Annotated in this window: 27 protein-coding genes, 1 tRNA gene and 1 pseudogene; 14 read left to right on the top strand and 15 right to left on the bottom strand. The window is 60.7% G+C overall.

The genetic code is table 11. The annotated features are described in order from the left end of the window. Positions 1-28: 28 nt before the first annotated feature. The 9 genes and pseudogenes from mdoH to ACZ1HA_RS11715 all read right to left on the bottom strand — a co-directional run bounded on the left by mdoH (position 29) and on the right by ACZ1HA_RS11715 (position 10,772). On the bottom strand, positions 29-1,258 hold the full coding sequence (gene mdoH, locus ACZ1HA_RS11755) for a glucans biosynthesis glucosyltransferase MdoH (protein WP_472713999.1): 1,230 nt from the start codon (positions 1,256-1,258) through the stop codon (positions 29-31). Further along, entirely contained in the window at positions 1,212-1,913 is a 702-nt protein-coding gene (locus ACZ1HA_RS11750; RefSeq protein ID WP_472713998.1) for a hypothetical protein, read from the bottom strand. Before ACZ1HA_RS11750 ends, mdoH begins: the two co-directional genes overlap by 47 nt. Then, complete coding sequence (locus tag ACZ1HA_RS11745; protein WP_472713997.1) at positions 1,910-3,433, bottom strand: OpgD/OpgG family glucan biosynthesis protein; 1,524 nt, start codon at positions 3,431-3,433, stop codon at positions 1,910-1,912. The genes ACZ1HA_RS11750 and ACZ1HA_RS11745 overlap by 4 nt, the downstream gene beginning before the upstream one ends. Then, complete coding sequence (locus ACZ1HA_RS11740; RefSeq protein ID WP_472713996.1) at positions 3,433-4,707, bottom strand: OpgC family protein; 1,275 nt, start codon at positions 4,705-4,707, stop codon at positions 3,433-3,435. The genes ACZ1HA_RS11745 and ACZ1HA_RS11740 overlap by 1 nt, the downstream gene beginning before the upstream one ends. A 48-nt stretch (positions 4,708-4,755) precedes the next feature. Further along, positions 4,756-6,105: a tetratricopeptide repeat protein gene (locus tag ACZ1HA_RS11735; protein WP_472713995.1), complete on the bottom strand. Its 1,350-nt coding sequence runs from the start codon at positions 6,103-6,105 to the stop codon at positions 4,756-4,758. A 182-nt stretch (positions 6,106-6,287) separates the two neighbouring features. Next, a pseudogene (locus ACZ1HA_RS11730) lies at positions 6,288-7,497 on the bottom strand (CaiB/BaiF CoA transferase family protein). After that, positions 7,481-9,103: a thiamine pyrophosphate-binding protein gene (locus ACZ1HA_RS11725; RefSeq protein ID WP_472713994.1), complete on the bottom strand. Its 1,623-nt coding sequence runs from the start codon at positions 9,101-9,103 to the stop codon at positions 7,481-7,483. The pseudogene ACZ1HA_RS11730 and the gene ACZ1HA_RS11725 overlap by 17 nt, the downstream one beginning before the upstream one ends. Positions 9,104-9,197: 94 nt before the next feature. Beyond that, complete coding sequence (locus ACZ1HA_RS11720; protein WP_472713993.1) at positions 9,198-9,764, bottom strand: GcrA family cell cycle regulator; 567 nt, start codon at positions 9,762-9,764, stop codon at positions 9,198-9,200. A 105-nt stretch (positions 9,765-9,869) separates the two neighbouring features. Next, positions 9,870-10,772, bottom strand: a complete 903-nt coding sequence (locus ACZ1HA_RS11715) for a DMT family transporter (protein ID WP_472713992.1) — start codon at positions 10,770-10,772, stop codon at positions 9,870-9,872. 254 nt (positions 10,773-11,026) lie between these two features. On the opposite strand from ACZ1HA_RS11715, the gene ACZ1HA_RS11710 reads away from it, so the two are divergent. Together ACZ1HA_RS11710 and argF are read left to right on the top strand one after the other, a co-directional pair. Next, entirely contained in the window at positions 11,027-12,202 is a 1,176-nt protein-coding gene (locus ACZ1HA_RS11710) for an acetylornithine transaminase (protein ID WP_472713991.1), read from the top strand. A gap of 26 nt (positions 12,203-12,228) precedes the next feature. Continuing rightward, positions 12,229-13,134, top strand: a complete 906-nt coding sequence (gene argF, locus ACZ1HA_RS11705) for an ornithine carbamoyltransferase (protein WP_472713990.1) — start codon at positions 12,229-12,231, stop codon at positions 13,132-13,134. 4 nt (positions 13,135-13,138) lie between these two features. On the opposite strand, the gene hrpB is transcribed toward argF, so the two are convergent. After that, entirely contained in the window at positions 13,139-15,577 is a 2,439-nt protein-coding gene (gene hrpB / locus ACZ1HA_RS11700; RefSeq protein ID WP_472713989.1) for an ATP-dependent helicase HrpB, read from the bottom strand. Positions 15,578-15,671: 94 nt separating this feature from the next. On the opposite strand from hrpB, the gene meaB reads away from it, so the two are divergent. From meaB to ACZ1HA_RS11680, 4 genes are all read left to right on the top strand, one after another. Next, positions 15,672-16,652 (top strand): methylmalonyl Co-A mutase-associated GTPase MeaB, encoded by a 981-nt coding sequence (gene meaB / locus ACZ1HA_RS11695; protein WP_472713988.1) that lies wholly within the window; start codon positions 15,672-15,674, stop codon positions 16,650-16,652. A 147-nt stretch (positions 16,653-16,799) separates the two neighbouring features. Continuing rightward, the gene (gene rpmB, locus ACZ1HA_RS11690; protein WP_375230370.1) at positions 16,800-17,099 is read left to right on the top strand and encodes a 50S ribosomal protein L28; all 300 of its coding nucleotides are present in this window, start codon (positions 16,800-16,802) and stop codon (positions 17,097-17,099) included. Positions 17,100-17,199: 100 nt separating this feature from the next. After that, positions 17,200-17,553: a DUF2946 family protein gene (locus ACZ1HA_RS11685; RefSeq protein ID WP_472713987.1), complete on the top strand. Its 354-nt coding sequence runs from the start codon at positions 17,200-17,202 to the stop codon at positions 17,551-17,553. Between the two features lie 39 nt (positions 17,554-17,592). Beyond that, positions 17,593-18,090, top strand: coding sequence for a copper chaperone PCu(A)C (locus ACZ1HA_RS11680; protein ID WP_472713986.1), 498 nt, complete (start codon positions 17,593-17,595; stop codon positions 18,088-18,090). Positions 18,091-18,105: 15 nt separating this feature from the next. Here the strand turns inward: ACZ1HA_RS11680 and ACZ1HA_RS11675 are convergent, their stop codons facing one another. Continuing rightward, positions 18,106-18,798 (bottom strand): NAD-dependent deacylase, encoded by a 693-nt coding sequence (locus ACZ1HA_RS11675; RefSeq protein ID WP_375230954.1) that lies wholly within the window; start codon positions 18,796-18,798, stop codon positions 18,106-18,108. Positions 18,799-18,834: 36 nt separating this feature from the next. Then, on the bottom strand, positions 18,835-19,797 hold the full coding sequence (locus ACZ1HA_RS11670; RefSeq protein ID WP_375230373.1) for a LysR family transcriptional regulator: 963 nt from the start codon (positions 19,795-19,797) through the stop codon (positions 18,835-18,837). 169 nt (positions 19,798-19,966) lie between these two features. Between ACZ1HA_RS11670 and ACZ1HA_RS11665 the strand changes: the two genes are divergently transcribed. From ACZ1HA_RS11665 to ACZ1HA_RS11640, 6 genes are all read left to right on the top strand, one after another. After that, a complete protein-coding gene (locus ACZ1HA_RS11665) occupies positions 19,967-20,842 on the top strand; it encodes a carbon-nitrogen hydrolase family protein (RefSeq protein ID WP_472713985.1) in 876 nt (291 codons plus the stop codon). Between the two features lie 79 nt (positions 20,843-20,921). Continuing rightward, positions 20,922-21,140 (top strand): translation initiation factor IF-1, encoded by a 219-nt coding sequence (gene infA / locus ACZ1HA_RS11660; protein WP_005978431.1) that lies wholly within the window; start codon positions 20,922-20,924, stop codon positions 21,138-21,140. Positions 21,141-21,143: 3 nt separating this feature from the next. Further along, complete coding sequence (locus ACZ1HA_RS11655; RefSeq protein WP_472713984.1) at positions 21,144-21,710, top strand: Maf family protein; 567 nt, start codon at positions 21,144-21,146, stop codon at positions 21,708-21,710. Next, positions 21,707-22,729, top strand: coding sequence for a ribonuclease E/G (locus tag ACZ1HA_RS11650; protein WP_472713983.1), 1,023 nt, complete (start codon positions 21,707-21,709; stop codon positions 22,727-22,729). Before ACZ1HA_RS11655 ends, ACZ1HA_RS11650 begins: the two co-directional genes overlap by 4 nt. After that, positions 22,726-22,926 carry a DNA gyrase inhibitor YacG gene (locus tag ACZ1HA_RS11645; protein WP_472713982.1) on the top strand — a complete coding sequence of 67 codons (201 nt, stop codon included), beginning with the start codon at positions 22,726-22,728 and terminating at the stop codon, positions 22,924-22,926. The genes ACZ1HA_RS11650 and ACZ1HA_RS11645 overlap by 4 nt, the downstream gene beginning before the upstream one ends. Before the next feature lie 142 nt (positions 22,927-23,068). Then, positions 23,069-23,143, top strand: a tRNA-Phe gene (locus ACZ1HA_RS11640). A gap of 31 nt (positions 23,144-23,174) precedes the next feature. Here the strand turns inward: ACZ1HA_RS11640 and ACZ1HA_RS11635 are convergent. The 3 genes from ACZ1HA_RS11635 to ACZ1HA_RS11625 are packed head-to-tail and all read right to left on the bottom strand — an operon-like array spanning position 23,175 to position 24,745. Beyond that, positions 23,175-24,287 (bottom strand): tyrosine-type recombinase/integrase, encoded by a 1,113-nt coding sequence (locus ACZ1HA_RS11635; RefSeq protein WP_340244736.1) that lies wholly within the window; start codon positions 24,285-24,287, stop codon positions 23,175-23,177. Continuing rightward, positions 24,287-24,523, bottom strand: a complete 237-nt coding sequence (locus tag ACZ1HA_RS11630) for a hypothetical protein (RefSeq protein WP_081893890.1) — start codon at positions 24,521-24,523, stop codon at positions 24,287-24,289. The genes ACZ1HA_RS11635 and ACZ1HA_RS11630 overlap by 1 nt, the downstream gene beginning before the upstream one ends. Before the next feature lie 15 nt (positions 24,524-24,538). After that, positions 24,539-24,745 carry a hypothetical protein gene (locus tag ACZ1HA_RS11625; RefSeq protein ID WP_122075561.1) on the bottom strand — a complete coding sequence of 69 codons (207 nt, stop codon included), beginning with the start codon at positions 24,743-24,745 and terminating at the stop codon, positions 24,539-24,541. A 138-nt stretch (positions 24,746-24,883) separates the two neighbouring features. On the opposite strand from ACZ1HA_RS11625, the gene ACZ1HA_RS11620 reads away from it, so the two are divergent. Together ACZ1HA_RS11620 and ACZ1HA_RS11615 are read left to right on the top strand one after the other, a co-directional pair. Next, a complete protein-coding gene (locus ACZ1HA_RS11620) occupies positions 24,884-25,306 on the top strand; it encodes a helix-turn-helix domain-containing protein (RefSeq protein ID WP_014881196.1) in 423 nt (140 codons plus the stop codon). A gap of 4 nt (positions 25,307-25,310) precedes the next feature. Next, positions 25,311-25,487 (top strand): hypothetical protein, encoded by a 177-nt coding sequence (locus tag ACZ1HA_RS11615; RefSeq protein WP_472713981.1) that lies wholly within the window; start codon positions 25,311-25,313, stop codon positions 25,485-25,487. Positions 25,488-25,666 lie beyond the last annotated feature (179 nt).

The raw sequence follows: 25,666 nt of genomic DNA, 5'->3' as shown, positions 1-25,666 counted from the left end.
TTATTGTGCTTGAATATGGGGGCAGGGGCTATTCGGCCGGCATGCCTGAGTTGTTCAGGAGCAGCGCAATGCGGCGACGCTCACGCAGCGCGCGGGTCACAATCGCCGGTTCGCGCAGCGTGTTGGGGCTGTTCATGCGCAGCGGTGCAGGAACGTAACGGCTCACGGGCAGGGCGCTCAGTGCCGACAGCGGCACAGCCAGACACAGGCTTGCGGCAATCGGGATGAGCCAGAGGGACACAAGCCCGGACACCAGCCCTGTCAGCAATACGAGGCCCAGCAGTGTTTCCATCCAGTGAAACCGGATCAGCACCCGCAGCGGATAGGCCCGGGCGTCACGCACCTGTGGCGCCCAGGGATCAGAACGCCCTATGGACGCGCGGAATACCGCGCGGGTCTGCTGGATCATCATCACAGGCGCATAGGCCACGGACAGAACAATCTCGACGAGGAACGCGCCGAGGAACGCAGGCCGCCCGCCATAAACGCGTGTCGCTTTGGGGTGCAGGGCGATGATGCCCGCGCCGACAATTTTCGGGGTCAGCAGCATCGCGTACATGATGACAAGGAAAACTGCGCTGTCGATGTGGCTCATGGCGGGGGGCCAGTCGGGAAACAGCGGATTGGCTTCGTTGAAATAGCGGATGACGTTGGTTTCAGAATCCTTGCCCAGCAACGTCCAGATCACCAGCAGGCCAAACCACGCCGGTGACAGCAGATAGGCAACCGCCCCGTGCAACAGATGGAACCTCGATACCGGGTGCAAGCCAGCCGTCCGCAGCAGTTTCAGGTGCTGCAGGTTGCCACGGCACCACCGCTGATCGCGCAGGACATAGTCGATCAGCGTGCCGGGCGTCTCCTCAAAGCTGCCGGTCACGCGGGGAAGGAAACGGACCTGCCACCCGGCCCGGCGCAACAATCCGGCTTCGACAAAATCGTGGCTCAGAATGAGCTCAGACTGACCGCGTCGGCCCGCAAGATGTGGCAGCCCCGCTGATGCGGCAAAGGCGCGCGTGCGGATGATCGCGTTGTGCCCCCAGTAATTGCCTTCGGTTCTTGCCCAGTTGGCCAGCCCCTCGGCCAGCAACCAGCCATAGGCAATGTTCGAGAACTGCTGCAGCCGCGCGAAAAGCGTGCCGGCGCCGATAAGCATCGGGAAAGTCTGAATGAGGCCTGCGTCCGGGTCACGGCTCAACTCGCTGGCCAGCCGGTCAATTGCCTTGCCGGTCATCAGGCTGTCGGCATCCAGGACAACCATGGCTTCCCAGTGCCGCCCCCCAGCCGGTGATCCAGTCGACCAGGTTGCCGACTTTCTTGTCTGTGTTGGTGGCGCGGCGACGATAGTAAACCTCAAACCCTTCGGGCGCACCGGCCCGGAGCGCTGCGAAAGCGCGGGCCTCATCAGCTGCAATTGCCTCATCTGTTGAGTCTGACAGCAGGAAGAGCGTGTAGCGGTGCGGGCTGGCGCGGCGCGAGAGGTCGTCCAGCATGGCCGCCGCGTTTCCGAACACATCGCTGGGGTTTTCATTGTAAACCGGCACCAGAAGCGCGACGTCAAGGCCAGGCGCCCCGGCGACCTCCGGATCGTCCGCATCCTCGCGGGCGAGAAGGCCTGCCACGGCCACGCCGATCGTGCTGACAGACAGGGAAACCCAGACAAAAGTCGCGCCAATCATCGTCAGCAGGGCCCACTCCAGGCCCGTCATGCCGGTTTCAGACAACCAGCCATAAATCGCGCTGAGCATCAGGGCCGTGCCGACCAGTGCGGGCAGAAAAACGCCCAGACGCCAAGGCATGGCCCGGGCCGGTGCAGTCGCCGCATCATTGCGAAGGGCGGGTCGGGCGGAAAGATCCTGCGCGTCCATCCGAAGCGGCGCGCGCGCCGGCATCGATATCAGGGGCGCCTCACTCATCCGGCGGTCCACCGGTAGAGCCAGACTTCGCTAAGGGGGGCACCATCAAGGCGCAGCTGTGCGCGGAACTCGATCAGATCCGCGTCGCCCGGCTTGAATGTGAAAGCCAGGCGGGGGCCGTTCGTCTCGGGGTTTCTCTGGACCAGACCAGGTGTGACTTCGCCTGCACTGCCCCGCACCAGAATATCAATGCGCGACAGGTCTTCGGGCACCAGCGCACCATCCTCAAAGTCGATCGCAACGATGTTGCCACCCTCGGGACGTCCGCCGATGGCGGTGTTCAGCACGCGCAATGGCATGCCGGTCGCCGGTGCGGGTGCCTCGCCCCAGTCCAGGGTGTAGCTCATCCGGTGGCTTTCGCCTGCGGCAATCGGGCGGGACGGGCGCCAGTAGGACACAATATTGTCGTAGATCTCCAGATCAGCCGGAATCTCCACCAGCGTCACCGAACCCGGCCCCCAGTCTTCACCGGGCGTGACCCACAGGGCAGGGCGCTTGTGATAGAGCGCTTCCAGGTCGGCAAAATCACCAAACGCGCGCGGGCGCTGCATCAGCCCAAACCCTTTGGGGTTATTGTCAGAGAATGCGCTGATCTGCAGCGACAGCGGATTGGCCAGCGGCCGCCAGATGACCTCTCCGGCTCCGTTGTGAATGAGCAGACCGTCGCTGTCGTGTACTGCTGGCCGGAAGTCAGAAAACCGCTGGCGCATGGTTTCGTCAAAGAGAAACATCGAGGTCAGCGGGGCGATGCCCACGTGGCGCATTTCTTCGCGCGCAAAGAGCGTTGCGCTGACCTGCATCCGCAGAACTTTGCCGTGCGTTATGTCGAAACGGTAAGCGCCGGTGCAGCTTGGGCTGTCGAGCAGCGCATGCAGCACAACATTGCCCGCACCCGGCTGTGGCGTTTCTAGCCAGAAGGCCGTGAAATCGGGGAATTCCTCACCAGCGGGGTCGCCCGTACGCAGCGCAAGTCCGCGCGCTGACAGGCCATAGATTTCACCCGTACCAATACCCCGGAAATAGCTGGCCCCCTGGAACACCGCGTATTCCTGAAAGATGCCGGCCTGTTCCAGTTCGGCGCGCAGACGCAAGCCGGAATAGCCCAGCGTGCTGTCGATCTCGACATCCGGAAACTTGTCAGTTGTGTCGAAGACACCCATGTCGAACGCCAGCGGCCGCGAGCGCCCTCCGTCGATGACGTTGATCTCCACAGCCTGCGGAAAATAAAGACCGGGCGGGAACACGTCGACCCGCTGCGGGGTATCGGAGTTTTCCCAGAGCGCATTGCGGCTGTCGAACCAGATTTTACGGTACTGGTCATACGTCAGATTGCGCCAGCTTTCCGGAATAAGCGGGCGGGGCGCGTAGGGCTCTGCGGCCAGCGCACGGGCGCGGTCCACGACCGACTGCGGGTCAAAGGCTGCGCCGTCGCCAAGCTGGAGACCGGGTTCTTCGGCCAGAGCCGCAGATGGTACCGCGGCCATGGCCATGAGGGATTTCAGAACGTCGCGACGCAGCATTACCCACCTGCCTTTCGGGTGCGCCAGGGCTGGGATTTGAACCACCCGGCACCATAGGCCGTGAGCACAAGAACACCCATACCGGCCAGATTAACGGCGATCACTGTCAGCGTGTCGCGTCCCAGCATATCCATGGCGAAGCCGCTGAAGCGGGCGGTGAACATGCTGACGATAAAGACAGCAAGTGACTGCTGACCCACCTTGAGAATGATGGTGAGCGCCCTCTGCCAGATCCGTGCCCAAAGACCAGCGCCGGTTGCCAGAAGCCGTGCACCCTTGTCGCCTGCAGCAACCCAGCACAGGTAGGCGAGTGCGAGGAAATGAATATAGCGCAGGATACCAAAGTCCGATTTGGTGATCCAGGCGCGGTTATCGATGCGCCATTCACGCGCCCAGTCGAAACCAAATTCGCGCACGCCGATGTTGCTGAGCGGAATATTGGCAAGCACGAGAAACAGTGCGACCCCGATCAGCGCGGCGTTCACGGGCGGTTTTGGCAGCCAGCCGCGCATAAACGCAAAGCCGGTAAAGAAGATCAGCTGCCAGCCGAACGGGTTGAAAAACCACTCGCGCTGGGTGCCGTTGTCCTTGACCCAGGGCTCAGCCGTGAAGTTCCAGTGTGGCAGGCCCAGCATGTCCGTCAGCGCGCGCTGTCCCATCAGCCATGCAAGACCCACAAAAGCCGCAACCAGCCAGAGATTGACCCGCGACAGGGCCATGATGACCGGCATCAGAACCAGCACGACCATATACATGGGCAGAATATCGAAATAATTCGGCACGTATTGCAGCGTAACAAAGCTCAGCCAGATGTCCTGGTTGGTCCAGCGTTCGCTTTCGACGAAGAGCGGCCAGAGGTTCAGCTGGCCCCAGTAATTCCGGCTGGTCATTTCCAGATCTGTCAGGAAAACCACCAGCGCAACGGTTGCCACAAAGAGGCCGACATGCGCCCAGTATACCTGCCAGACTCTGTAGGCGACACGCGCTGTGCCGAGCGCGAATCCGGCCCTGTCAAAGGTGGACCCAAAGGCGATGGCCGATGCCATACCAGAGCAGAACACAAAGATTTCGGTCGCATCCGAAAAGCCCCAGCGTGCCGGGATCCAGGACGTGAAAAAATTTCCCGGCGTATGTGCAAACAGGATGATGAACATTGCAATGCCGCGGAAAAAGTCCAGGCGCAGGTCGCGCACACGCGCGCCGCCTGCAGCGGCATGCGCCGTGGCAGCACCGGACAATCCGGAGGATAGCGTATTCGGGTCGGCAAGTGTCATGGCCGGTCTTTATGCGTTGCGCTCGGAATTGTCATCAGGTCGTGGCGTTCACTGGGCAGGGATTCGCCGGGCCTGCGAAATGCTCTCAAGACGGGATGTGGTGTAGCGGTCTGCTTTGCCCGCCCGGCGGGCGAGGCGGTCCTGGAGAATTGCCTCCGTGGCGTCATAGCGCCCCGCGCGCAGACCTGCATCGATTGTCAGGCGCTCGAACACGTCGCGCTGGGCGTGGCTGCCACCAATCGTCTGCATGGCGGGACGGGCAGCGGCAAGATCGGAAAACGCCGCATCATAGCGTCCTTCGGCAAACGCGTTGAGGCCGGCGAGGGCCGCGACACCCGGATCGGCATAGCGTGACTGCATCTCACCTTCGCGTGCGGCATCGCGGGCAAACCGGGCCGTCATATCCGCAACCGCATCGGGCCGGTCAGCGCCGGTCAGCGCGAGCATATAGTGCAGGTCCGCGAAGACGACACAGCCGTCTTCGGTTCTGTTTTCAGACAGATCCGCAAGCTCGTTCCAGCGCGGGCCTACATCCACACCTTCCAGTTCCAGCCGTGTCAGCAAAGAGGTTGCGTTGGAGATGTCGCGGTAGTCGTCGGTTTTGTCTGCACGGATCTGCGCATCGTAGAGGCCAAGGGCCACATCCATTTCGCCACGGTCAAGATGCAGCAGCGCTTTATGCCACCACACGTGGTACCGGAAGTTATTGCAGTGATCCCATGCGCTCGTGTGCTCTTCGATCATGCGGATGCCATCATCGGACCGGGCTGTCATGTCATAGACATGGGTCACCGCATGCAGGCCCCAGCTGTCCTGTGGCACCAGCACCAGACCGTGACGTCCGGCTTTTTCCGCCTGTTCGTAGTCGCCCGTTTCCTCAAGCGCGAATGCGTGACACCCAAGGGCAAAACCACGTAGTTTGTGGTCTTCGCCGTGCGCATCCAGAACGCGTTCGATCGAGCGGCGCATCCCCTTTGCATCCCCGAGGATGAAGCGGATGGCGTGGCTTACCTTGGCCGACAGCGTATCCGCCGGGTTCTGGCTGAGGATTTTTTCCATCTCGGTCACTGCGCCACTGAGGCTTCCGGCCAGCCAGTGATCCAGCGCGTCGATCCACGCCTGCTCGCGTGGGGAAACCGGACCGCGGGACGCGGCAGTATGCGCCGCAGCAGCAGCCTCGCCGGCAACGGTCACCAGTTCACGGCGCCCCATCATCATGGAAAACAGACCGCGCGCGGCATGGCCCATCGCAAAGTCAGGCTCGCCTTTCAGCACAGCGCCAAGATGGGTTGGTGTTGCCATGCTGTGCGCCAGAAAGGCGTGAACCATATAGTTCCATTCCGAAAGAGCCTCGTCCGTTCGCAGGGACACCGGGCTCTGGCAGATATCGTACTTCATCAGGGTTGCGCCTCTTTAGCGTTTCGTTTCCTTTGTTTACCGCAATATCGTGCGCGGCGAAGCCATGCGCCGGTGCACACACGCCAACGTGAAGCCACGTGTCCGCCAGATGCTAATATTTCAGCAAAATGCAGCCGGAGGCTGTGCCAAACGGCAATTTTCGGCCGGTCGCTGCGGGATTGTTACGCTTTTGGCGGCGTCAGACCGAACATGTCGCACACACCCGCTGTGTCCTGGCCAAAAACGGGCGGGGCCCGGCGGTAGGTCACAGGCGTCCGGGACAGTTTCAGAGGATCTCGCCAGCAGTTTCACAGCACCGTTTTCCAGCCCGTCTCCGGGCACCTCTACAACGGTGTCCCGTGCTTTTGCCTGATCCGAATTCAGTGCCTGCGCGACCGTGTGGATCGGGCCGGCGGGTACTTTTACGCTGTGCAGCTTTTCCAGCAGTCCGGACATGCTGAATGTGGCCACCGCCGGTGCAAGAAGCGCAATCAGAGTGTCGCGGTTTTCGATTCTGGCGACATTGGTGGTGAACCTTGTGTCGTCAGACAGTCCTGCAAGCCCCACTGCATCACAGAAGCGCGCAAACTGCGCATCGTTGCCGACAGCAATCAGAACGTGACCGTCCGAACAGGCGAAAGCGTCGTAAGGCACGATATTCGGATGTGCGTTACCCCGACGCACGGGTTCGCGCCCGGATGTGAGATAGTTGGTACCTTCGTTGATCAGCCAGGCCATCTGAGCATCAACAAGGGACAGATCGATATGCTGTCCCTCACCGGTGGCATCGCGATGGCGCAGGGCGGCAAGGATCCCGATTGTCGCATACATGCCGCACATCACATCGGCGATGCCGACACCCACTTTCATGGGGGGGCCGTCCGGATCACCGGTCAGCGACATGATCCCGCCATAGCCCTGGGCCATCAGGTCATACCCCGGCTGCGCCCGGTTGGGGCCGGTCTGCCCGAAGCCTGAAATCGAGCAATAAACGAGACCAGGGTGAACGCCGCAAAGCGTCGCGTGATCCAGTCCGTATTTCTCAAGACCACCGGGTTTGTAGTTTTCAATAACCACATCGGCACGCGCGGCCAGCTGGCGTACAAAGTGCTTTCCGTCCTTACTGGTCAGATCAACGGCAACGGAGTGTTTGTTTCGGTTTGCCGCCATAAAATAGGCCGAAAGATCGGTTTTTCCGCCATTCCCGTCCCGCGCAAAGTTCGGCCCCCAGCCGCGCGTATCATCGCCGCCTGTTTTAGGGTTCTCGATCTTGATGACGGTTGCGCCGAAATCGCCCAGCATCTGGGTTGCGGTAGGACCTGCGAGAATGCGGCTGAGATCAAGCACCACCAGCCCGTCGAGGGCACCGGGTGTGTCAGATGCGCCCGTCATAGCCACCTCTGTCAATCACGGCCGCAATAACGGTGAACGTATCCGCAGTGAGCGCGCTGTTGAGGGCGGCTTCGAGTTCTGCGCGGTTTGTCACGGTGTGTCCTGCTCCACCGAACGCCTGACCGATTGCTGCAAAGTCGTGCCGGGCAAAATCCACGCCGTTGTTCTTCATCTGCCGCGAGCGTTGCTTGAGCTCGATCAGAGACAGCGAGGCGTCCACAAACACCACAAAGATGGTCTTCAGCTCAAGTTCCGCTGCAGTGCTCAGTTCGCCGGTGATCATCAGAAAACCGGCGTCGCCACTGAAAGAAACGACCGGGCGGTCCGGTTCGGCGACCTGAGCGCCCATTGCCAGCGGAATGGCGCAGCCCATCGTGCAAAGCGCTGTGGATTGTGTCAGGCCGCGCGGCTCATAGCATTCCCACATCTGGCTGAGCAGGATCCGGTGTGCGCCGCTGTCCACGGTGGCAAGGGTTTCGCGCGGCAGGACGTCCCGGCAGGTGGCAATTACGCCAGCCGGTCCCCGGGGGTCATCGGTTGGGAATGCCGCCGCCAGTGCCTGGGCTGTGGCTTCGATCTCACCACCTGTCCAGGTTTCCCCGGCCTCCAGCCCGTCTGACAACGCCTCCAGCGAGGCGACACTGTCTGCGATGAAATTCAGGCCGGACTGGTGCATGTAGTGGTGGTTCGGCTCCGCCGTGATGTCGATCACGTTCTGGCGTCGCGGGTCCCATGCATCCCGCCATCCGGTGCGCATTTCGATCGGGTCGTAGCCAAGACAGATAATCAGATCCGCTTTTTCCACCAGAGGCAGCAGGTGTCTGTCTGCGAGTGGAGACAGGCCCGCACCTCCCAGAGCCAGCGGATGGTCCTCCGGCAAAAGGCCCTTGGCCTTGTAGGTCGTGATCACCGGCGCATTGTGCTTTGTCGCAAACGCCTCAAGACGAGCGCCTGCGTTGTCATTCATGGCGTCCAGACCGACCACCAACAGGGGCCGTTTTGCAGCCGCCAGCCAGTCACGCGCTTTGGCGAGGTCCGGGCCGGCGGGGGCCACGACAGCCGCATCCGCGCGCCGTGCAGGGACAGATGCGGAAACCTGCGTGTCCGCGACGCTGATCGGCACATCAATGTGCACAGGGCCGGGCCGCCCTTCTGTCGCGATGGCCACGGCCTTGTCTGCGATCACATGAGCAGCGCCGGGCACCAGTGAAAAGCTGGCCTTGGTGATCGGGCGGAACACGGCCTGCTGGTCCAGCACCTGGTGTGTGTATGTCTGCGCTTCGTCGGCATCGACCGCTCCGGCCAGCACAATGACAGGCACGCGGTCCTGGTGGGCGTTGGCCACGGCGTTGACGCCATTGAGCGCGCCGGGTCCGACTGTTGCGACCAGAATGCCGGGCGCGCCTGTCCGGTGATAAACACCTTCAGCCATGAAGGCGGCGGCGTTTTCATGTTTGGCCAGAATGAACCGGATGCCCGCGGTCTCCAGCGCGTCCACCAGCGTCAGGACCTCGCCACCCGGCATGCCAAAGGCAAAACGGCAGCCGGCATCGTAAAGGCGCTGTGCCAGGGCGTCAGCGGCGCGGATGGTCTGAGGTGCGGACATGGGGTTTCCTCCGGATCAGTTTCCAGAGAGGGCATATACCATGACTGCGCGAGCGCAACTCACCATTGTGTTGAAAAGATTTCAGCCCTGCCGGTCAGCGGCGGCGGTCACGCCGTGAGGACATCGGCTGGAAGGCAACGCCGACATGCGCTTCGCAATAGGGCTTACCCTGTTGCACCGGAAGACCGCAGAACCAGAAATTGTCCGTCGCAGGATCCCCAACAGGCCATTTGCAGGTCCGCTCGGTCAGTTCCATCAGGGACAGCTTTTTCGCCTTTTTCTCAATCTCTGACACTTTGGCCAGCGCTTCGGGGCTGATTTCGTTGGCGGAAGGCTGCGGCGGCAAAGGCTGGCCGGCCGGGATAATCTGTTTGCGCGCCGGCAGCGGTTTGGGGGCTGCTCCGGGCTCCGCACGTGCTGTGGCAGCGGGTTCGGCGGGTTTAGGGGCTGCCTTGGGCTTTGCTTCGGCCTTCGGGGCCGGTTTTGCCTTGGGCTCAGGCTTGGCGGCCGCCGTTGCGCGGTTGGAAAGTCCCAGACGGTGTACCTTGCCGATCACGGCGTTGCGGGTCACGCCACCCAGTTCTTTTGCAATCTGGCTGGCAGACTGGCCCTCACCCCACATTTTTTTGAGCATCTCAACGCGTTCGTCGGTCCAGGACATCGGCCATTCCTTAAGTCAAAAGCGGCCCCGGTTCGGCGGGCCGCTCTGTAAATTCGTCAGGGCTCTATTTTAAGCAACACGCGCCGAGTTACAAGCGGTGAACCGTTAATGAGTTCTGTTGGCGGCCGTGGGCTGTATGCGTGCCTCGCGGATTGCCAGAAGAATGCCGCCCGCAAGAATAACAGACGCGCCCAGAACACTGATGGTATCCGGGATGTGCCCGTAAAAGAGCAGGTCGTATGCTGTTGCAAAAAGCAGCGTGCCATAGCTGAAAGGCGCGATGAAACTGGCGTCCGCACGGGCCATTGCGTTCACAAAGCAGGTCTGTGCCATCGCCATCATGCCACCCAGTGCCGCCAGCAGCAGCCATTGCTGGCCCGTGGGCATCTGCCAGACCGAAAGCACCGCCAGCGAGGACAGCACCAGCCCCAGAAAGTTATTGATGAGCAGGATCTGAAACGCCGGTTCGTGCCCCGACAGCTTCTTGATGAAAATGAGCTCCATGCCCATCACTGCTGCTGCAGTGAGGGCGAGAAGACTGGCGGCCTGAAAGCTGTCGGGCGTCGGGCGGAGCAGGACCATCGCGCCCGCCAGCGCCATCGCCGCCGCCGACCATCTGATGCGGCCCACCCGTTCGCCCAGCAGCGGAATGGCCAGCATCATCGCAAAAACAGGGTTCAGAAACGTGATCGCTGTCGCGTCTGTCAGGGGAATGTAGGCCACGGAGGCAAACATCAGGGTCACGCCCGCCCAGCCGAATGTGGTCCGGGCCAGATGCAGACGCCAGTCAGGACGCGCGATGTGAGGGCGCAGAACCGCAGCCGCCACCCCAAGTGTCACAAACGCAAAAACGAACCGTCCGTGCGTGATCTGCAGTGGATGGAGGGCCGGTCCGGCGACATCGCTTCCCAGTGCCTTGGCCAGCAGCATGGTCGCCGCGATGAAAGCGGTCGCCACCATCATCAGCAGGACAGCAAGTCTGGGATTTTGAGGTGTGCCGGAAGCCATGCCGCCCTATGCGCCTGTGATCAGGATGCCGCAAGGGGACAAAACGCTTTTCTTCCGCAAAGACATGTACTAGGCAGTCGGCATGAGAACTGTAACACGCATCCTGAACCGACGACGCCTGAGCGCCTGAACCACGTCTGCGTGAACCGGGGCATTTGCCCTTTCTCTGAACCTTCTGAAAAAATGTTGACCTGCTCCTGAGGCTCATGCACGTTCCGTGCTTCAGCCAGAGCGTACCTGACAAGGATGATCCGATGATCCCGACCATACTGCCGACTTATTCCCGTGCCCCGATGAGTTTCGTCAAAGGCGAAGGCTCCTGGCTGGTGGAAGCAGATGGCCGACGTTTTCTTGATCTGGGTGCAGGTATCGCGGTTAACGCGCTGGGGCATGCAAACCCCGCTCTGGTAGACGCGCTTACGGAGCAGGCGGGTGCGCTGTGGCACACCTCAAATCTGTACCAGATTCCGAAACAACAGGAACTGGCTGACCTGCTGACAGAGCATACTTTCGCGTACACGGTTTTCTTTACCAATTCCGGAACGGAATCCTGTGAACTGGCCGTGAAAATGGCCCGCAAGTTCTGGTTTGACAAAGGCAGTCCGGAACGGACAGAAATTATCACCTTTTCCGGTTCGTTTCACGGCAGATCATCTGCGGGGATCGCGGCGGCGGGTTCCGAGAAAATGACCAAAGGTTTCGGGCCTCTTTTGCCGGGTTTTGTGCACCTTGAATTCGGCGATCATGATGCGCTCGAAGCGGCCATCACTGCAAATACGGCGGCCATCCTGATCGAGCCCGTCCAGGGCGAGGGCGGCATCCGGCCTGTACCGGATCAGTGCCTGAAAGGATTGCGGGAGCTTTGTGACGAAAAGGGCATTCTGCTGATCCTGGATGAGGTGCAGTGCGGTGTTGGCCGTACCGGCAAGCTTTTTGCGCATGAATGGGCCGGGATTGAACCCGACATTATGATGGTCGCCAAAGGCATCGGCGGTGGTTTCCCGCTGGGGGCAGTTCTCGCAACCGAGAACGCGGCCTCCGGTATGACAGCCGGTACGCACGGATCGACCTATGGCGGCAACCCACTGGGATGCGCAGTGGGCTGTGCGGTGATGAAGGTCGTGGCCGACCCGGAGTTTCTGGCCGATGTGAACCGCCGGGCCGGCCTGTTGCGTCAGAAACTGGAAGGGCTCGTTGCGTCCAACCCGGATGTGTTTGAGGGCGTGCGGGGCAGTGGCATGATGCTGGGACTGCTGTGTCGCGCCACCAATACAGATGTGGTCGCGGCAGGGTATGCAGAGCAGGTGCTGACGGTGCCGGCGGCGGATAACGTTATCCGTCTGCTGCCGCCGCTGAACATCTCTGATGAAGAACTGGCTGAAGCTGTGTCCCGGCTCGATGCCGCAGCAAAAACTGTCGCAGCTGCCTGAGCGCCAGGTTCCAAAAGGTAAATGAAATGAACCACTTTCTGGATATTCACACCACAGCGCCCGGCGATCTGAGGTCCATCATCGACAATGCTGCCGCAATGAAGAGCGCCCGCGCGGGGCGTCCGCGCGGTGCGCTGGATGACGATCAGCCGCTGAAAGATCACATGGTTGCGCTGATCTTCGAGAAACCGTCAACCCGGACACGCGTCTCGTTTGACGTGGGCGTGCGGCAGATGGGCGGCCAGACCATGGTCCTGTCCGGCGCTGACATGCAGCTCGGCCACGGTGAAACGATCGCCGACACGGCCCGCGTGCTGAGCCGTTACGTCGATCTGATTATGATCCGTACGTTTGAGGAAGCGACCCTGCTGGAAATGGCGGAATATGCGACCGTGCCGGTGATCAACGGGCTGACAAACCGCACGCACCCCTGCCAGATTATGGCTGATGTTCTGACGTTCGAAGAGCACAGCGGGCCTATCAAGGGCCGCAAAATTGTGTGGTCAGGGGACGGCAACAACGTTTTTGCCAGCTTTGCCCATGCAGCCAAACAGTTCGAATTTGATCTGACTTTCACGGGGCCACCGCCGCTTGATCCGGAAGCTGCGCTCGACGGTCTTTATTCGATTGAAAGAGACCCGGCCAAAGCGGTAGCGGGGGCTGATCTGGTGGTCACAGACACCTGGGTGTCCATGCATGATCCGCAGTCTGCCCGGGAACGTCGCCACAATCAGCTGCGGGGCTATCAGGTCAATGCGGGGCTGATGGCACAGGCCAAACCGGACGCGCTGTTCATGCATTGCCTGCCGGCGCACCGCGATGATGAAGCAACCTCCGAGGTAATGGACGGCCCGAATTCGGTGATCTTTGACGAGGCCGAAAACCGGCTGCATGCGCAGAAGGCAATCATGCGCTGGTGTCTGGGCCGCTGACGCCTCAGCGTTTGCGCGGTTTGGCGCGCAGCGTCGGATCCGCTTTGGTCGGATCCTCGGGCCAGGGGTGTTTCGGGTACCGCCCGCGCATATCCTTGCGCACATCCGCGTAGGAAGACGCCCAGAAGCCGGGCAGGTCTTCGGTCACCTGAACGGGCCTGCGGGCGGGCGACAGGAGCGTGAGCTGCAGCGGTGTTCCGGCGACCGTCGGGTGTTCGGTGACACCAAAGAGTTCCTGCAGGCGCAGAGAAACCTGTGGCTGCGCGTCCTCGTAGCTGATCGGGACGCGGTTCCCCAGAGGTGTTTCGAAGTGCGCAGGGGCCTGGCGGTCCAGCTGCTGCATCTGATCCCAGCTGAGCCGGGCGCGCAGTGCGCCCGACAGATCGAACTTTTTCCAGTCTGCCGTGCTGCGTACGCCGGTGATGTGCGGCAGCAGCCAGTCTTCCAGCGTGTCCATCAGGTGAACGATGTCAAAATCCGGAAATGCGGTGTCAGCTTTGCTCATGAGCCGGGCGCGGGCCAGAAAGCGCTGTGCTGCAGGACCCGGCAACAGTCCTAACTGGCGCACACCGTCCAGCATGGCGCGGGCGACGGTGTCAGCAGGGGCATCCGGCCACGTCCGGTCATCAAGGATCAGAGCGCCATAGCATTCCTGACGACGGGCTTCGACACGTCCGTTCCGGCGGGACCAGCGGCAGATGTTCTGCCAGGCGATCTGGTGCGGAAACGTCGCCCGCAATTCGGCCTCGGTGATGGCTGCCGCCTGGCGTATTCGGGCCTCGCTCGGATCTCCGTCAAGGTTTGTCGCAACGATCAGCCGTTCGTTACAGAAGGGATCGCCGTCGGGAAGGATTGCGCCCTTGCCGCCGGACAGAACAAAACGCGGGGCATCTCCCGGACGCCGGAGCCCGACGCGGTCAGGATAGGCGAGGGCGGCCAGCACGCCGGTGTTCGTGGCGCCATCCGGTCTGGACCGGTCTTTGAGCCGCCGGGCTTCTTCGCGTACCCGGGCGAGCGCAGCGCGGTCCGGGGTTCGGCCGGTATCGGCCTCAGATCTGCGCGGATTCTGGGCTGCGCGCAGCCGCATGGCCAGATCGACGGGCCCGCCTCTCAGAATATCGCGTTCCGACAAGATCGCTGCCAGAAGCGGCGCAGAACTTCCGCCTTTTTCAACCATATGTGCAAGTCTTGGATGCAGGGGCAGGGAGGCAAGACGGCGTCCATGTGGTGTAATACGGCCATTTTCATCCAGGGCCTCCAGCATGCGGAGGACGCGGCGGGCCTCAGCCAGCCGACCCTCATGCGGCGGCGTTGCAAACGTCAGATCCTCTGCGGCGCTGCCCCAAACTGCCAGTTCCAGCGCAAATCCGGTCAGGTCGCCGGCCTCTATTTCAGCCGGGGGCTGAGCAGGCAGAGCGCCATCTTCGCCGCGTGTCCACAGACGATAGCAGTCGCCCTCAGTCACGCGGCCCGCGCGCCCGGCCCGCTGCGTCGCCTCTGCACGGGATACTCGCGTTGTGATCAGGCGTGACATGCCCGAGGACGGATCGAACTCAGCGCGTCGCGACAACCCGGAATCCACCACGATCCGGATGCCTTCGATGGTCAGTGACGTTTCGGCTACGGACGTGGCCAGTACGACCTTGCGGCCCTGTTCAGCGGGTCTTATCGCCGCGCGCTGGGCTTTGAAGTCCATTGCGCCGAACAGAGGATGCAGCGAGGTGTCACTGGACAGATGTTGCCGCAACAGGGCTTCTGTACGCCTGATTTCACCTTCGCCGGGCAAAAAGACCAGCGCGCTGCCTTCTGATTTTGACAGCGCATCAAGGGTAAGGTCGGCAACCGCCTGTTCCAGCCGTGTCTTTCCGCGCGGACGTGGTAGGTAATGTTCACGCACGTCAAACGACCGCCCCTGCGAGGTCAGGATCTGCGCCTGCATCAGTGTTGCAACGGGGGCCGCGTCAAGGGTCGCGGACATTGCGACAATGATCAGATCATCGCGCAGCGCGCCGGCCACCTCAAGGCAGAGCGCAAGGCCAAGGTCCGCATTGAGCGAGCGTTCATGGAACTCGTCGAAAATGACGGCGCCGATCCCGGGAAGGTCCGGATCATCCTGCAGCATGCGTGTCAGAATTCCCTCGGTGATCACTTCGATCCGCGTGTGTTCACCTGTTCTTGCCGCCCCGCGCATTCTGTATCCCACGGTCTGCCCGGTTTCCTCCCCCAGGGTGGCCGCCATGCGGTCAGCCGCGGCCCTTACCGCGAGCCTGCGCGGCTCGAGCATCAGGATCCGTCCTTCTGTGACGCCTGCCTCCAGCATGGCGAGCGGCACGCGGGTTGTTTTACCGGCACCCGGTGGTGCCCGGAGTACAGCCCGCCGGTCGCGGCGCAGAACCGCGATAAGCTCCGGCAGAATGTCGTCAACAGGCAGGGAAAAGCGCATGCTTTGTCCATAGCGAAACCAACAGGGTACGCCAAGCTCTGGACTTTTTCCGGGCCACAGCGGAAAACCGTGCAGAGGCAAGCGGGGCAGGGCCATGGACATTCAGGAACTGGCAAAAGGGGTTGCGGCCGGTCAGCGGCGCGCCCTGGCGCGCGCGATAACGCTGGTCGAAAGCGCGCGGGCCGATCACAGGGCCATGGCATCCGACCTTCTGGAGGCTTTGCCGAAGGACAGACAGGCCCTGCGGATCGGTTTGTCCGGCACGCCGGGAGTGGGAAAATCAACCTTCATCGAAAGCTTCGGGATGATGCTGACCGGGCAGGGGCTGAAAGTTGCCGTTCTTGCCGTGGATCCGTCATCCAGCCGGTCCGGCGGCTCCATTCTGGGGGACAAAACCCGCATGGACCGTCTGTCACGGGACCCGAATGCCTTCATCCGCCCATCGCCCAGCCAGACGCATCTTGGGGGTGTTGCCCGCCGGTCGCGCGAGGCCGTGGCACTCTGTGAGGCGGCAGGGTTTGACGTTGTGCTGATCGAAACGGTTGGTGTTGGTCAGTCGGAGACTGTGGTCGCCGAGATGTCAGACGCCTTTTTGCTGTTGCTGGCCCCCGCAGGCGGTGACGAGTTGCAGGGTGTGAAACGGGGCATCATGGAAATCGCGGATATGATCATCGTCAACAAGGCCGACGGCGATCTGAAACCTGCAGCGACGCGGACCTGTGCAGATTACGCCGGCGCTTTGAGGCTGCTGCGGAAACGCGCACAGGACCCTGAGGGATTCCCAAAAGCAGTAATGGTGTCGGCCCTGAACGAGCAGGGGCTGGCAGAAGTCTGGGGCGATCTGAATGCGCTGATCACGTGGCGTCGCGACAATGGGTTCTGGGACAGAACCAGAAAAGAACAGGCCCGTTATTGGTTTGGCGAAGAGGTCAGAAACAGGCTGCTCGCGGAGCTTGAAGCGCCACAGGTGCGCGCGGTACTGCAGGCGCTGACCGAGCGTGTTACAGCGGGCGCACTGTCGCCTTCGGCGGCGGCAGAGCTCTTTATAGCTGACCTGCGGTCAAAGCAGGGGTGAAAGTCGGCAAAACACGCGGCGCGCGGGTTGACGCTTTGTCCGATTCCCACTAAAGCCAGCAGACGAATTTCCGGGGCGTGGCCTGAGGCTGCCCCCTTTTGTCGTTTACCGGACCGCCGGGACGACGCGAGAGAAAAGGAAGAACCCATGTCACGCGTTTGCGAACTGACCGGAAAAGGCCCGATGACTGGCAACAATGTCAGCCATGCCAACAACAAAACACGCCGGCGTTTTCTGCCGAACCTGAATGATGTGACCCTGCAGTCCGAAGCGCTGGGCCGTGGTTTCCGGTTCCGCATTTCTGCCGCTGCACTGCGCACAGTTGACCACCGCGGTGGTCTGGACAAGTTCCTGGCAAAAGCCAAGGACAGCGACCTGTCCCCCAACGCGCTGAAAGTCAAAAAAGCGATCGCCAAATCGTCTGATACGGCTGAAGCGCTCAGCTGATCCGGCTGCAGTCTGAAATTTGCGAACCCTGTCCCGCCCGGGCAGGGTTCGCGTCGTTTTGGCACAGTAAAACCGTCTGATGGCCTGATATACAGTGCGTGTGAGACATCTGATCCGTCCCTTCCTCGCTATCCTGCTGGCCCTGATGCTCGGTCTTACCGGGCAGAGTATGGCCGTGGCGCGTGGTGCAACGGCAGCCACGGGCCAGATGGTCATCTGCACCGGGACCAGCACCGTAACGATTTACACAGACGCCGAAGGCAACCGGACGTCCGCCCCGCATATATGCCCGGACTGTACCGCTGCTGCTTTTGTGGCGCTTGTATCGGGTGCATCGGCCGTGGCGCGCGAAACCCGGTTTTCCCTGCAGCGCTGGGCAGCTGACCATGCTGCGCCGCACGTGCGTTACCGGTCCGCGCACCGGCACTCCCGCGCGCCTCCTTTTCTGATCTGATCCGAAAGACAAGAAATTCAGAAAACCCAGGAGACGAAAATGTCTGTTAAACCTTTCCTGCGTGGCGCTGCTGTTTCTGCGCTGTGCCTGCTTCCCGCCGCCGGAATGGCGACCGAAATCATCATCAGTGACGCGTATGCACGCGTGTCCCGGCCGAATGCACCCGTCGGTGCTGCGTTCATGGAAATCTCGAACACCGGAGCGACCGATGACCGGCTGATCAGTGTCAGTTCAGATGCTGCAAAACGTACTGAACTGCACACGCATATTGATCAGGGCGACGGCGTTATGAAGATGACCGAAATTGATGGTGGTATTCCGCTGCCCGCGGGGGCGACCCACATGATGGTGCGTGGCGGCGACCATGTGATGCTGATGGGGCTTGAAGCACCGCTTGAACAGGGTACCGCTGTCATGGTGACCTTCACCTTCGAGGAGGCCGGGGACATTGTGGTCGAGATACCGGTCGACAATGAACGCAAACCGGATCACGGCGCGATGAAGCATGATCATAAGGATCACAGCGCAACAAACTGACGTTGCCTGCTGCGTTCAGGTACCCAAAATCTCGTCAACCCAGGCCGGAAGGGTCTGGGTTGCCGGACCAAGACGGATATCATCAAACTGACTGCCGACTTCTGAGGGTTCGAGGTTGAACTCGACGGTTGCCGCACCGTGTCGTTTCGCTTCGGCGACGAAACCGGCGGCCGGGTAAACGTTCCCGGAGGTGCCGATGCTGACAAACAGATCGGCTTCGCTCAGGTGGTCGAAGATTTCTTCCATGTCATAGGGCATCTCGCCGAACCACACGATATCGGGGCGGGCTGTAGGCGCCTGGCAGACAGGACAGCTGTCGCCCGGGTGCATCTCCATTGGCGCTGGCCAACGGTGGTCACAGGTGCCGCAGAGAGCACCCTTGAGCGCGCCGTGCATATGCATCACGCGCTGAGAGCCCGCCTTTTCGTGCAGGTCGTCTACGTTCTGCGTGATCAGGATCACGTCACCGCCGAATTCCGCCTCCAGCTTTGCGAGAGCAGAATGCCCGGCATTGTGAACAGCTTCCGACGACTGTGCCCTCCGGGCGTTATAGAAATCCATAACCAGTTTCGGATCGCGCGCGAAGCCTTCGGGGGTTGCGACGTCCTCAATACGGTGCTGCGCCCAGAGGCCACCTTCTGCACGAAATGTCCCGAGCCCGCTTTCGGCAGAAATGCCGGCTCCGGTCAGAATGACAATTTTTCTGATCATGCTGGTCCCCGCTTGAATAGATCCGGCCGTGCCTCAGGTCTCAAGTATACGCAGCTCGCCCGCAAGAAAAGGCAGGTCAGCCAGCGCCGGATCAATCATCTGGCTTTTCAGAAGCCGCCGCATGGTAGCTGCGATGTCACGCGGGACGTCTCCATCCCATTCCTGCGCTGTGATCAGCGAGATTTGCCGAGCAAACGGTGTGAATGGCAGCGGTATTGCTTCGATCTCGCCGTGGAACCGTCTGGCGCGCATGTAGCCCAGTGGTGTGGTTATCGCCCAGCCGATACTGCGGGCGACCATCGCCATCAGCGCGAGATGACTGCCGATCTCGAAGCGTTTGGGCGGGTTGAGGTTCTGACGCTCCAGTTCCTTGTCTGTCTGGGCGCTGATCATCTGCCCTGCTTCATAACGCAGCATAGGCAGAGCACCGGCAGAGAAGAGCGTGCCTGTCGTCAGGCCCGATCCTCTTGGCACTACCGCCACAAAAGGGTCCCGTGCGACCGGGTATTCGGTCAGACCGTCCGGCAAGTCGCCTGCGACAGCGGATACAGCGAGCTGCAGGCTGCGGTCGGACACAGCATCCATCAGGTCGTTGCTGGATGCTGTGATCATCCGAAAGCTGCAGTCCTGCAGGTTGTCCGCGAGGATGGTCGCGAGCCGCGGCGTGACGTTGTCGTCAAAGTCATCGATGACGCCGATGCTGAGTGACCTTACATGCGCCAGGTCCATCACGGTCATCTCACTCTGCGCCAGACGGAGTTCATCCAGCGCGCGCTCTGTATGTGCAAGAAATGCCTTGCCCGCGGGGGTCAGCCGCATGGGGCGGCGCGAGTGATCCACCAGCTCAGTGTTCAGTGCCGCTTCGAGATTTCGCATCTGCTGGCTGACGGCTGGCTGGCTCAGGCCTGTCTGCAGCGCCGCTTTGGCGACTGAGCCGCTGCCTGCAAGCGCTTCAAACACTTCCAAGCCGCGCAGAGTGACACCCTTCATGGTCATTGTGATCAACTTCCCCTTTTTGAATTTTTTAATCGGCTGCTTGGAGAGGTCAAGAAAACAAAGTCAATTCGATGTATTTATTTGAGAATTGTAAAAGTACTTCGACAGCGGCCATACAACTGGCCATTCTGCAGCAACGTCTGTTTAGTAGTGCTATGGAGAAACGTAAATGATCGTGGCAGCAGCAGCATATCCCTTGGGATTTCTCAGTTCCTGGGCCGAGTATGAAGACAAGATTGCAGTATGGGTTCAGGATGCGGCTGGGAATGCCGCGGATCTGCTTGTGTTCCCGGAATATGGCGCGATGGAGCTGGCAACGCTCGATGGCGCTGAAATCGCGGGAGATCTTGAGGCTTCTCTTTATGCTGTGTCTGACCGCCTGGCGGAGGCAGATGCCGTGCATGCAAGGCTGGCGCAGGAGTTCGGCGTGCATATCCTCGCGGCATCCGGACCGACCGCGACACAGACCAGGCCGGCCAACCGGGCCCGTCTTTTCGCACCGTCCGGCGGGTTCGGTGTGCAGGACAAACAGATCATGACCCGTTTCGAGCGCGATATCTGGCGTGTTGAAGGTGGCGGACCGCTTTGTGTCTTTGACACGGCCCTCGGCAAAATCGGGGTTCTGATCTGTTATGATGCAGAGTTCCCGCTGCTGGGGCGCGCGCTTGCGGACTGCGACATCATTCTGGTGCCGTCCTGCACCGAAGCGCTCAGTGGATACTGGCGCGTTCGCATCGGTGCTATGGCAAGGGCGCTCGAAAATCAGTGCGTGACAGTGATGTCATCTCTGGTGGGAGAGGCTGCGTGGTCCGATGCCGTGGATGTCTCCACCGGTGCGGGGGGCATTTTTGCTCCGCCGGATCGTGGGTTTCCGTCCGACGGTGTGATCGCAGTGGGGCAGATCGGAGCCGCCGGGTGGACATATGCCCCAGTTTCACTGCCGGATATTGCGCAGGTCCGCGCAGACGGCGTGGTGCTCAACAAAACCCACTGGACCGAGCAGGATGGTCGTGACGGTGATGCCACAAATGTGTGCTTGCGATGAATTGCACTTGAAAAACCCTGAAAACAGGCGCATCTAGGCGGCGTCCGCAGATCGGCGGACGTGCAACTCAGGAGAAACCATGGCCAAGGAAGATACGCTCGAATTTCCCGGTGTCGTGAAGGAACTCCTGCCAAATGCGACATTTCGGGTCGAGCTTGAAAACGGCCATGAGATCATCGCACATACGGCAGGAAAGATGCGCAAAAACCGCATCCGGGTTCTGGCTGGCGACAAAGTACAGGTCGAAATGACCCCATATGATCTGACAAAGGGTCGGATCAACTACCGCTTTAAGTAACCCTTGTTTATTCTCGGGTCAGGGTCTCCGCGCCGCAAGGAATTGCTGGCGCAGATCGGCGTTGTGCCGGATGATATCCGGGCCCCCGATATTGATGAGACGCCGGAGCCCGGTGAACTGCCCGTGCCCTATTGCGCGCGTATGGCACGGGAAAAGGCCCGGGCCGTGCCCGCGGAAAACAGCGACGTGGTGCTGTGCGCCGATACGACGGTCGCACTGGGCCGCCGGATCCTTGGCAAACCGGCGGATGCAGGTGAAGCTGCGGATTTCCTCAAAGCGCTGTCCGGCAGACGGCACCGTGTGATCACAGCTGTCGCAGTGTACCACGCGGGCCGGCTGATGGAGCGGGATGCCGTCAGCGTCGTGAAGATGAAATCGCTGTCTGCTGAAGAACTCGACGCCTACATCCGTACGGGCGACTGGCAGGGTAAAGCAGGCGGATACGGAATCCAGGGGCCTGCGGGTGCGCTCATTCCATGGATCCGTGGATCTTTCACCGGCATTGTGGGTCTGCCTCTGGCGGAAACTGCCGGATTGTTGCGCGCAGCAGGCGTCAGGGGAATGTCATGAAGGGCCGTACTGTTATTCTTGACCACTGGAAGGACCGCGAAACCGCTGCGCTGGTGGTTGATGGTGTGCTCGAAGACCTGCTGATTGAAAGTGACCAGCCACGACCCGGAACGATCTATCGCGCGACCGCTGACCGTCCGGTCAAGGGACAGGGCGGTATGTTCCTGAAAACGCCGGATGGGTCCGCGTTTCTGCGCCAGGTCCGTGGCCTGGCACCTGGTCAGTCGGTGGTGGTGCAGGTCACCGGGTTTGCGGAACCCGGCAAGGCATTGCCGGTCACTCAGAAGATACTTTTCAAAAGCCGGTACGCCATCGTAACGCCCGGCGCGCCCGGATATAATATCAGTCGCGCAATCCGCGATGACGACGAGCGTGACCGCCTGCTTGGAATTGCCCACGATGTCATGGACGAAAGTGGTGATGGGCTGATCCTGAGGTCATCCTGCTCAGGCGCTTCCGAGGACGATATCGCGCAGGACATTGAGGCAATGGCGGCGCTGGCCCAGCGTATCCGCACTGATGACAGTGACGGGATGGAAACCCTGCTGGAAGGTGACGGGCCACATGTGCAGGCGTGGCGCGAATGGACCGGGCCTGCAGATATCAGCACGGTGGACGGCGGGCTTGCGGATCATGGTGTTCTGGAAGCAATCGACGCTCTGCGGACACCGCGCGTTGCGCTGGAGGCGGGTGCGTTCATGTTTGTTGAGGCCACCCGCGCGCTGGTGGCGGTGGACGTCAATACGGGTAAGGACATATCGCTGGCCGCAGGTCTGAAGGCCAATCTGGCCTGCGCCCGGGACCTGCCGCGGGCGCTGCGCCTGCGTGGCCTCGGTGGGCAGATCGTGCTGGATCTTGCGCCTATGCCCAAAAAGGACAGGCGGACTTTCGAAACAGCATTGCGACAGGCATTCCGGCGCGATGATACGGAGACAGCACTCGCAGGCTGGACGCCGCTGGGGAACTACGAACTTCAGCGCAAACGGGCGCGCCTGCCGCTTGTTGAGGTGCTGGGATGACCTGTCCGATCTGTGGCAAGCCAGTGGAAAAAGAGGCGCGGCCATTCTGTTCCAAACGCTGTGCTGATGTCGATCTGTCACGCTGGCTGAACGGCAGCTATGCAGTGCCCTCTGAGGATCCTGATGATTTCGATGAGCTTGAGGAGGCGCTGACGAAAGAAGCCGGCAAGGCTGAGGGCAGGGGGCGCCCGCACTGAGCGTTCCGGACGATTGTACCGCGCTTTTGCTGGTCATGCCGGATCAGACCAAACAATCAGTTCGGATTGGAAAAAAGGCTCTGGACACCCCTGCAACAACCTCCTAGAAACCGCTCACCCAGCCACATCAGTGGCATCCCGTGCCCGGGTAGCTCAGGGGTAGAGCAGTGGATTGAAAATCCTCGTGTCGGTGGTTCGATTCCGCCCCCGGGCACCATTTAACTCTTTGATAAGATGATACTTTCTGCTCATGGCTGGTCCTCTTTTCGGTCGGGTTTGACGCTTTTCTGCGAAGGTTTGACACTTTCGGCCCGCCTTCGGTTCTCTTCTTCCAATGTCGCCATCGTCTCGCGGTTCTTGTCGGCAAGGTTCGCAGAGCGCGAGTAGTGCCGTGCCATGGACGGTGTTTTCTGCCCCAGAAGGTCCGCGATGCGGCGTTCATCCAGCCCCGCCTCGCGCAAAGTCGTGGCGACCGTGTGCCGCAAGCCCTTGAGGGTCAGGCCTTTTTCGATAAGGCCTTCATTCTCAAGGGCGGTTTTGAAGCGGTGCCAAACAGTCGAAAAGCCGTTGTATGTCCATGCCTCACCGCGCGAATTGGAAAGCACAGTCTCGGCGTCGTGGTTAGGCATGCGGTTAAGCGCGGCCTGAAGGGTCGGGCTGACCGGAATCGCAACCTCTTCGCCTGTCTTGCCGCGTACGCCCCAGATCGTGCCGCCGTCGACCTGATCATTCCGCAATCTTAGGGCGTCGGACGGGTCGAGGCCGGTGTTCATCATCAGGGCAAGGGCCACGCGCACATGAGGCTTGGCCTTGCCCAAGACGGTGTCCCGTTCTTCGATGGTCCAAGGGCGGTTGGCATATGCGCGGTCGCGCGGGCGTCTCTTGGGAATGACGTCTTTGGCGAAGTTGGCGGAGATGAGCCCCTGCGGGATATTGTAGCGAAACACCTCGCTGAGAAGCGTGCGGACCATATTTGCCCGCCGCCAACCAATCTTCTTTGCGGCCTTGTCATGGATACCCGCGATTAGCGGTGTGTCGATAACGTGGATCGGCGTATCGCGGATCGGCTCAAGGAAATCGGCACATTTGCGGTAGTCGCGCCGGGTGGCTTCGGCGAGGTTTTGGAAGTGCTCGGTCTCAAAGTAGGACTGGATTAGCCCCCCAAGTGTTCCGGCCTTCGGTGCCTTCGCCCGCTGCGCCTCGGCGATCGCGCGGATCGTCTCGCATTCGGCAAAGAACTCGGCGGAACCAATAGGCGCGTGGGTCAGGTCAACCTTGTGGCCGGTCTCGCGGTGATAACATCGCTGCTTGCCGTGCCGGTCCTTGAAAATCTTGAACCCTTTGACCCGCACCTGTGTCATCAAAGGCGGTCCAGAATGGTGTCGCGGGTATCGGTCACAGCCCCAGACTTCACATCATCAATCCAGAGATCGAGGTCACGGCGATCCCAAAGCAGCGTGCCTTGCTTCAACTCAACGGGGCGCACGGGACAAGCCGCCTTGAAGTGCTTCACCGGCAACCCGGCGTAACTCGCGGCTTCGGACTGCTTCAGCATGCGCTTGTCGATCACGCTGATATTGAGATTGGTCGTCGCCATAACCGGACACCCCCGTCAATTCGCCATCGAACTCTCGGCCCTTTTGACCTTGGTCGCGTTCTTCTGAAACCGCTCCCAGCCGCTCATCGTCAGCATCTTGGTCTTCGATGAGATCTCCACGAACTCTAGCTTCCCGGTGTTCATGAGCGCGCGAATTTGCGCAGGACTGAGCCCAACGATCTCGCTGAGCTGTTTGGGAGAGAGAAGACGTTCCTGGGTCAATTTCGGCCTCCATCGCTGGATATGAATAGAATCGCTTGTTCTGCACCTTATGACATGCTCAGATGATCTAAAGGTCAGAAATACGTCATTTTGTGCAGTTTCGCTCGTTATGGCGATTTCGTCAATAGGGAACCTTGCATGCGGCAGGACGCAAAATCAGTTTTCATTGCTATGGGCGCGCGCCTTGCTATCGCGCGCAACGAAGTCGGCCTGACGCAAACAGCAATGGCTGAGGCGATTGGCGTCTCACATCGCGCCTATCACAGCTACGAAAAGGGCCAACGGGGTCTTCCTGTGGAGGCGCTTGTCGCGATGTCAGACCGGTTTGAAGTAGATGCTGCGTGGATATTGCTCGGAACGCAGACAGTCCGTGCATCTCATGACTTTGAAGCTTTGAAACAGATTGAGACCTCGCTCGATCAGCACCTCAACGAAGAAAACATCAAGATCAAAAGTGAGAAGCGCGGGGCCATCGTCGCGCGTTGGTATCAGTCACATCTCGAGGGGCGGGAAGTCAGAGATGATGACGTTCACACTTGGATCGAACTGGTAAGGGATTAGGCCGATGCAAAAGCCAAGCGACAACTGGAAGAAACTTCGGCGCGCAACACTGGAGCGTGCACGCCGCAACGCAGTCGAGCCGTTGGAACCGCTCTATACGGTGCTCTTGGTTGCCAGCGCACTCTATTTGATCGGTTTCCTAAGGCTGAGTTTCGGGGGCAGCCTCATGATTTTACGTTGATATCCGGCGCGGCCATCTTTGCGGTAGCACTATCTGGAATTCTGGTGCCCATTCTTTCGGGTTCCGTCATCACGTTGCGGCTTGCAGACCGTCAGCTCAATAAATTGATTGAAGAATGACACGCTGCATTAAGGCCCCTCGCATTCACACTTCTGCGGCCCGTCCTGCGGCGTACGCTA

The sequence above is a fragment of the Roseobacter sp. S87 genome, from assembly GCF_055693285.1.
This window is presented reverse-complemented; position numbering and strand designations above follow the sequence as displayed.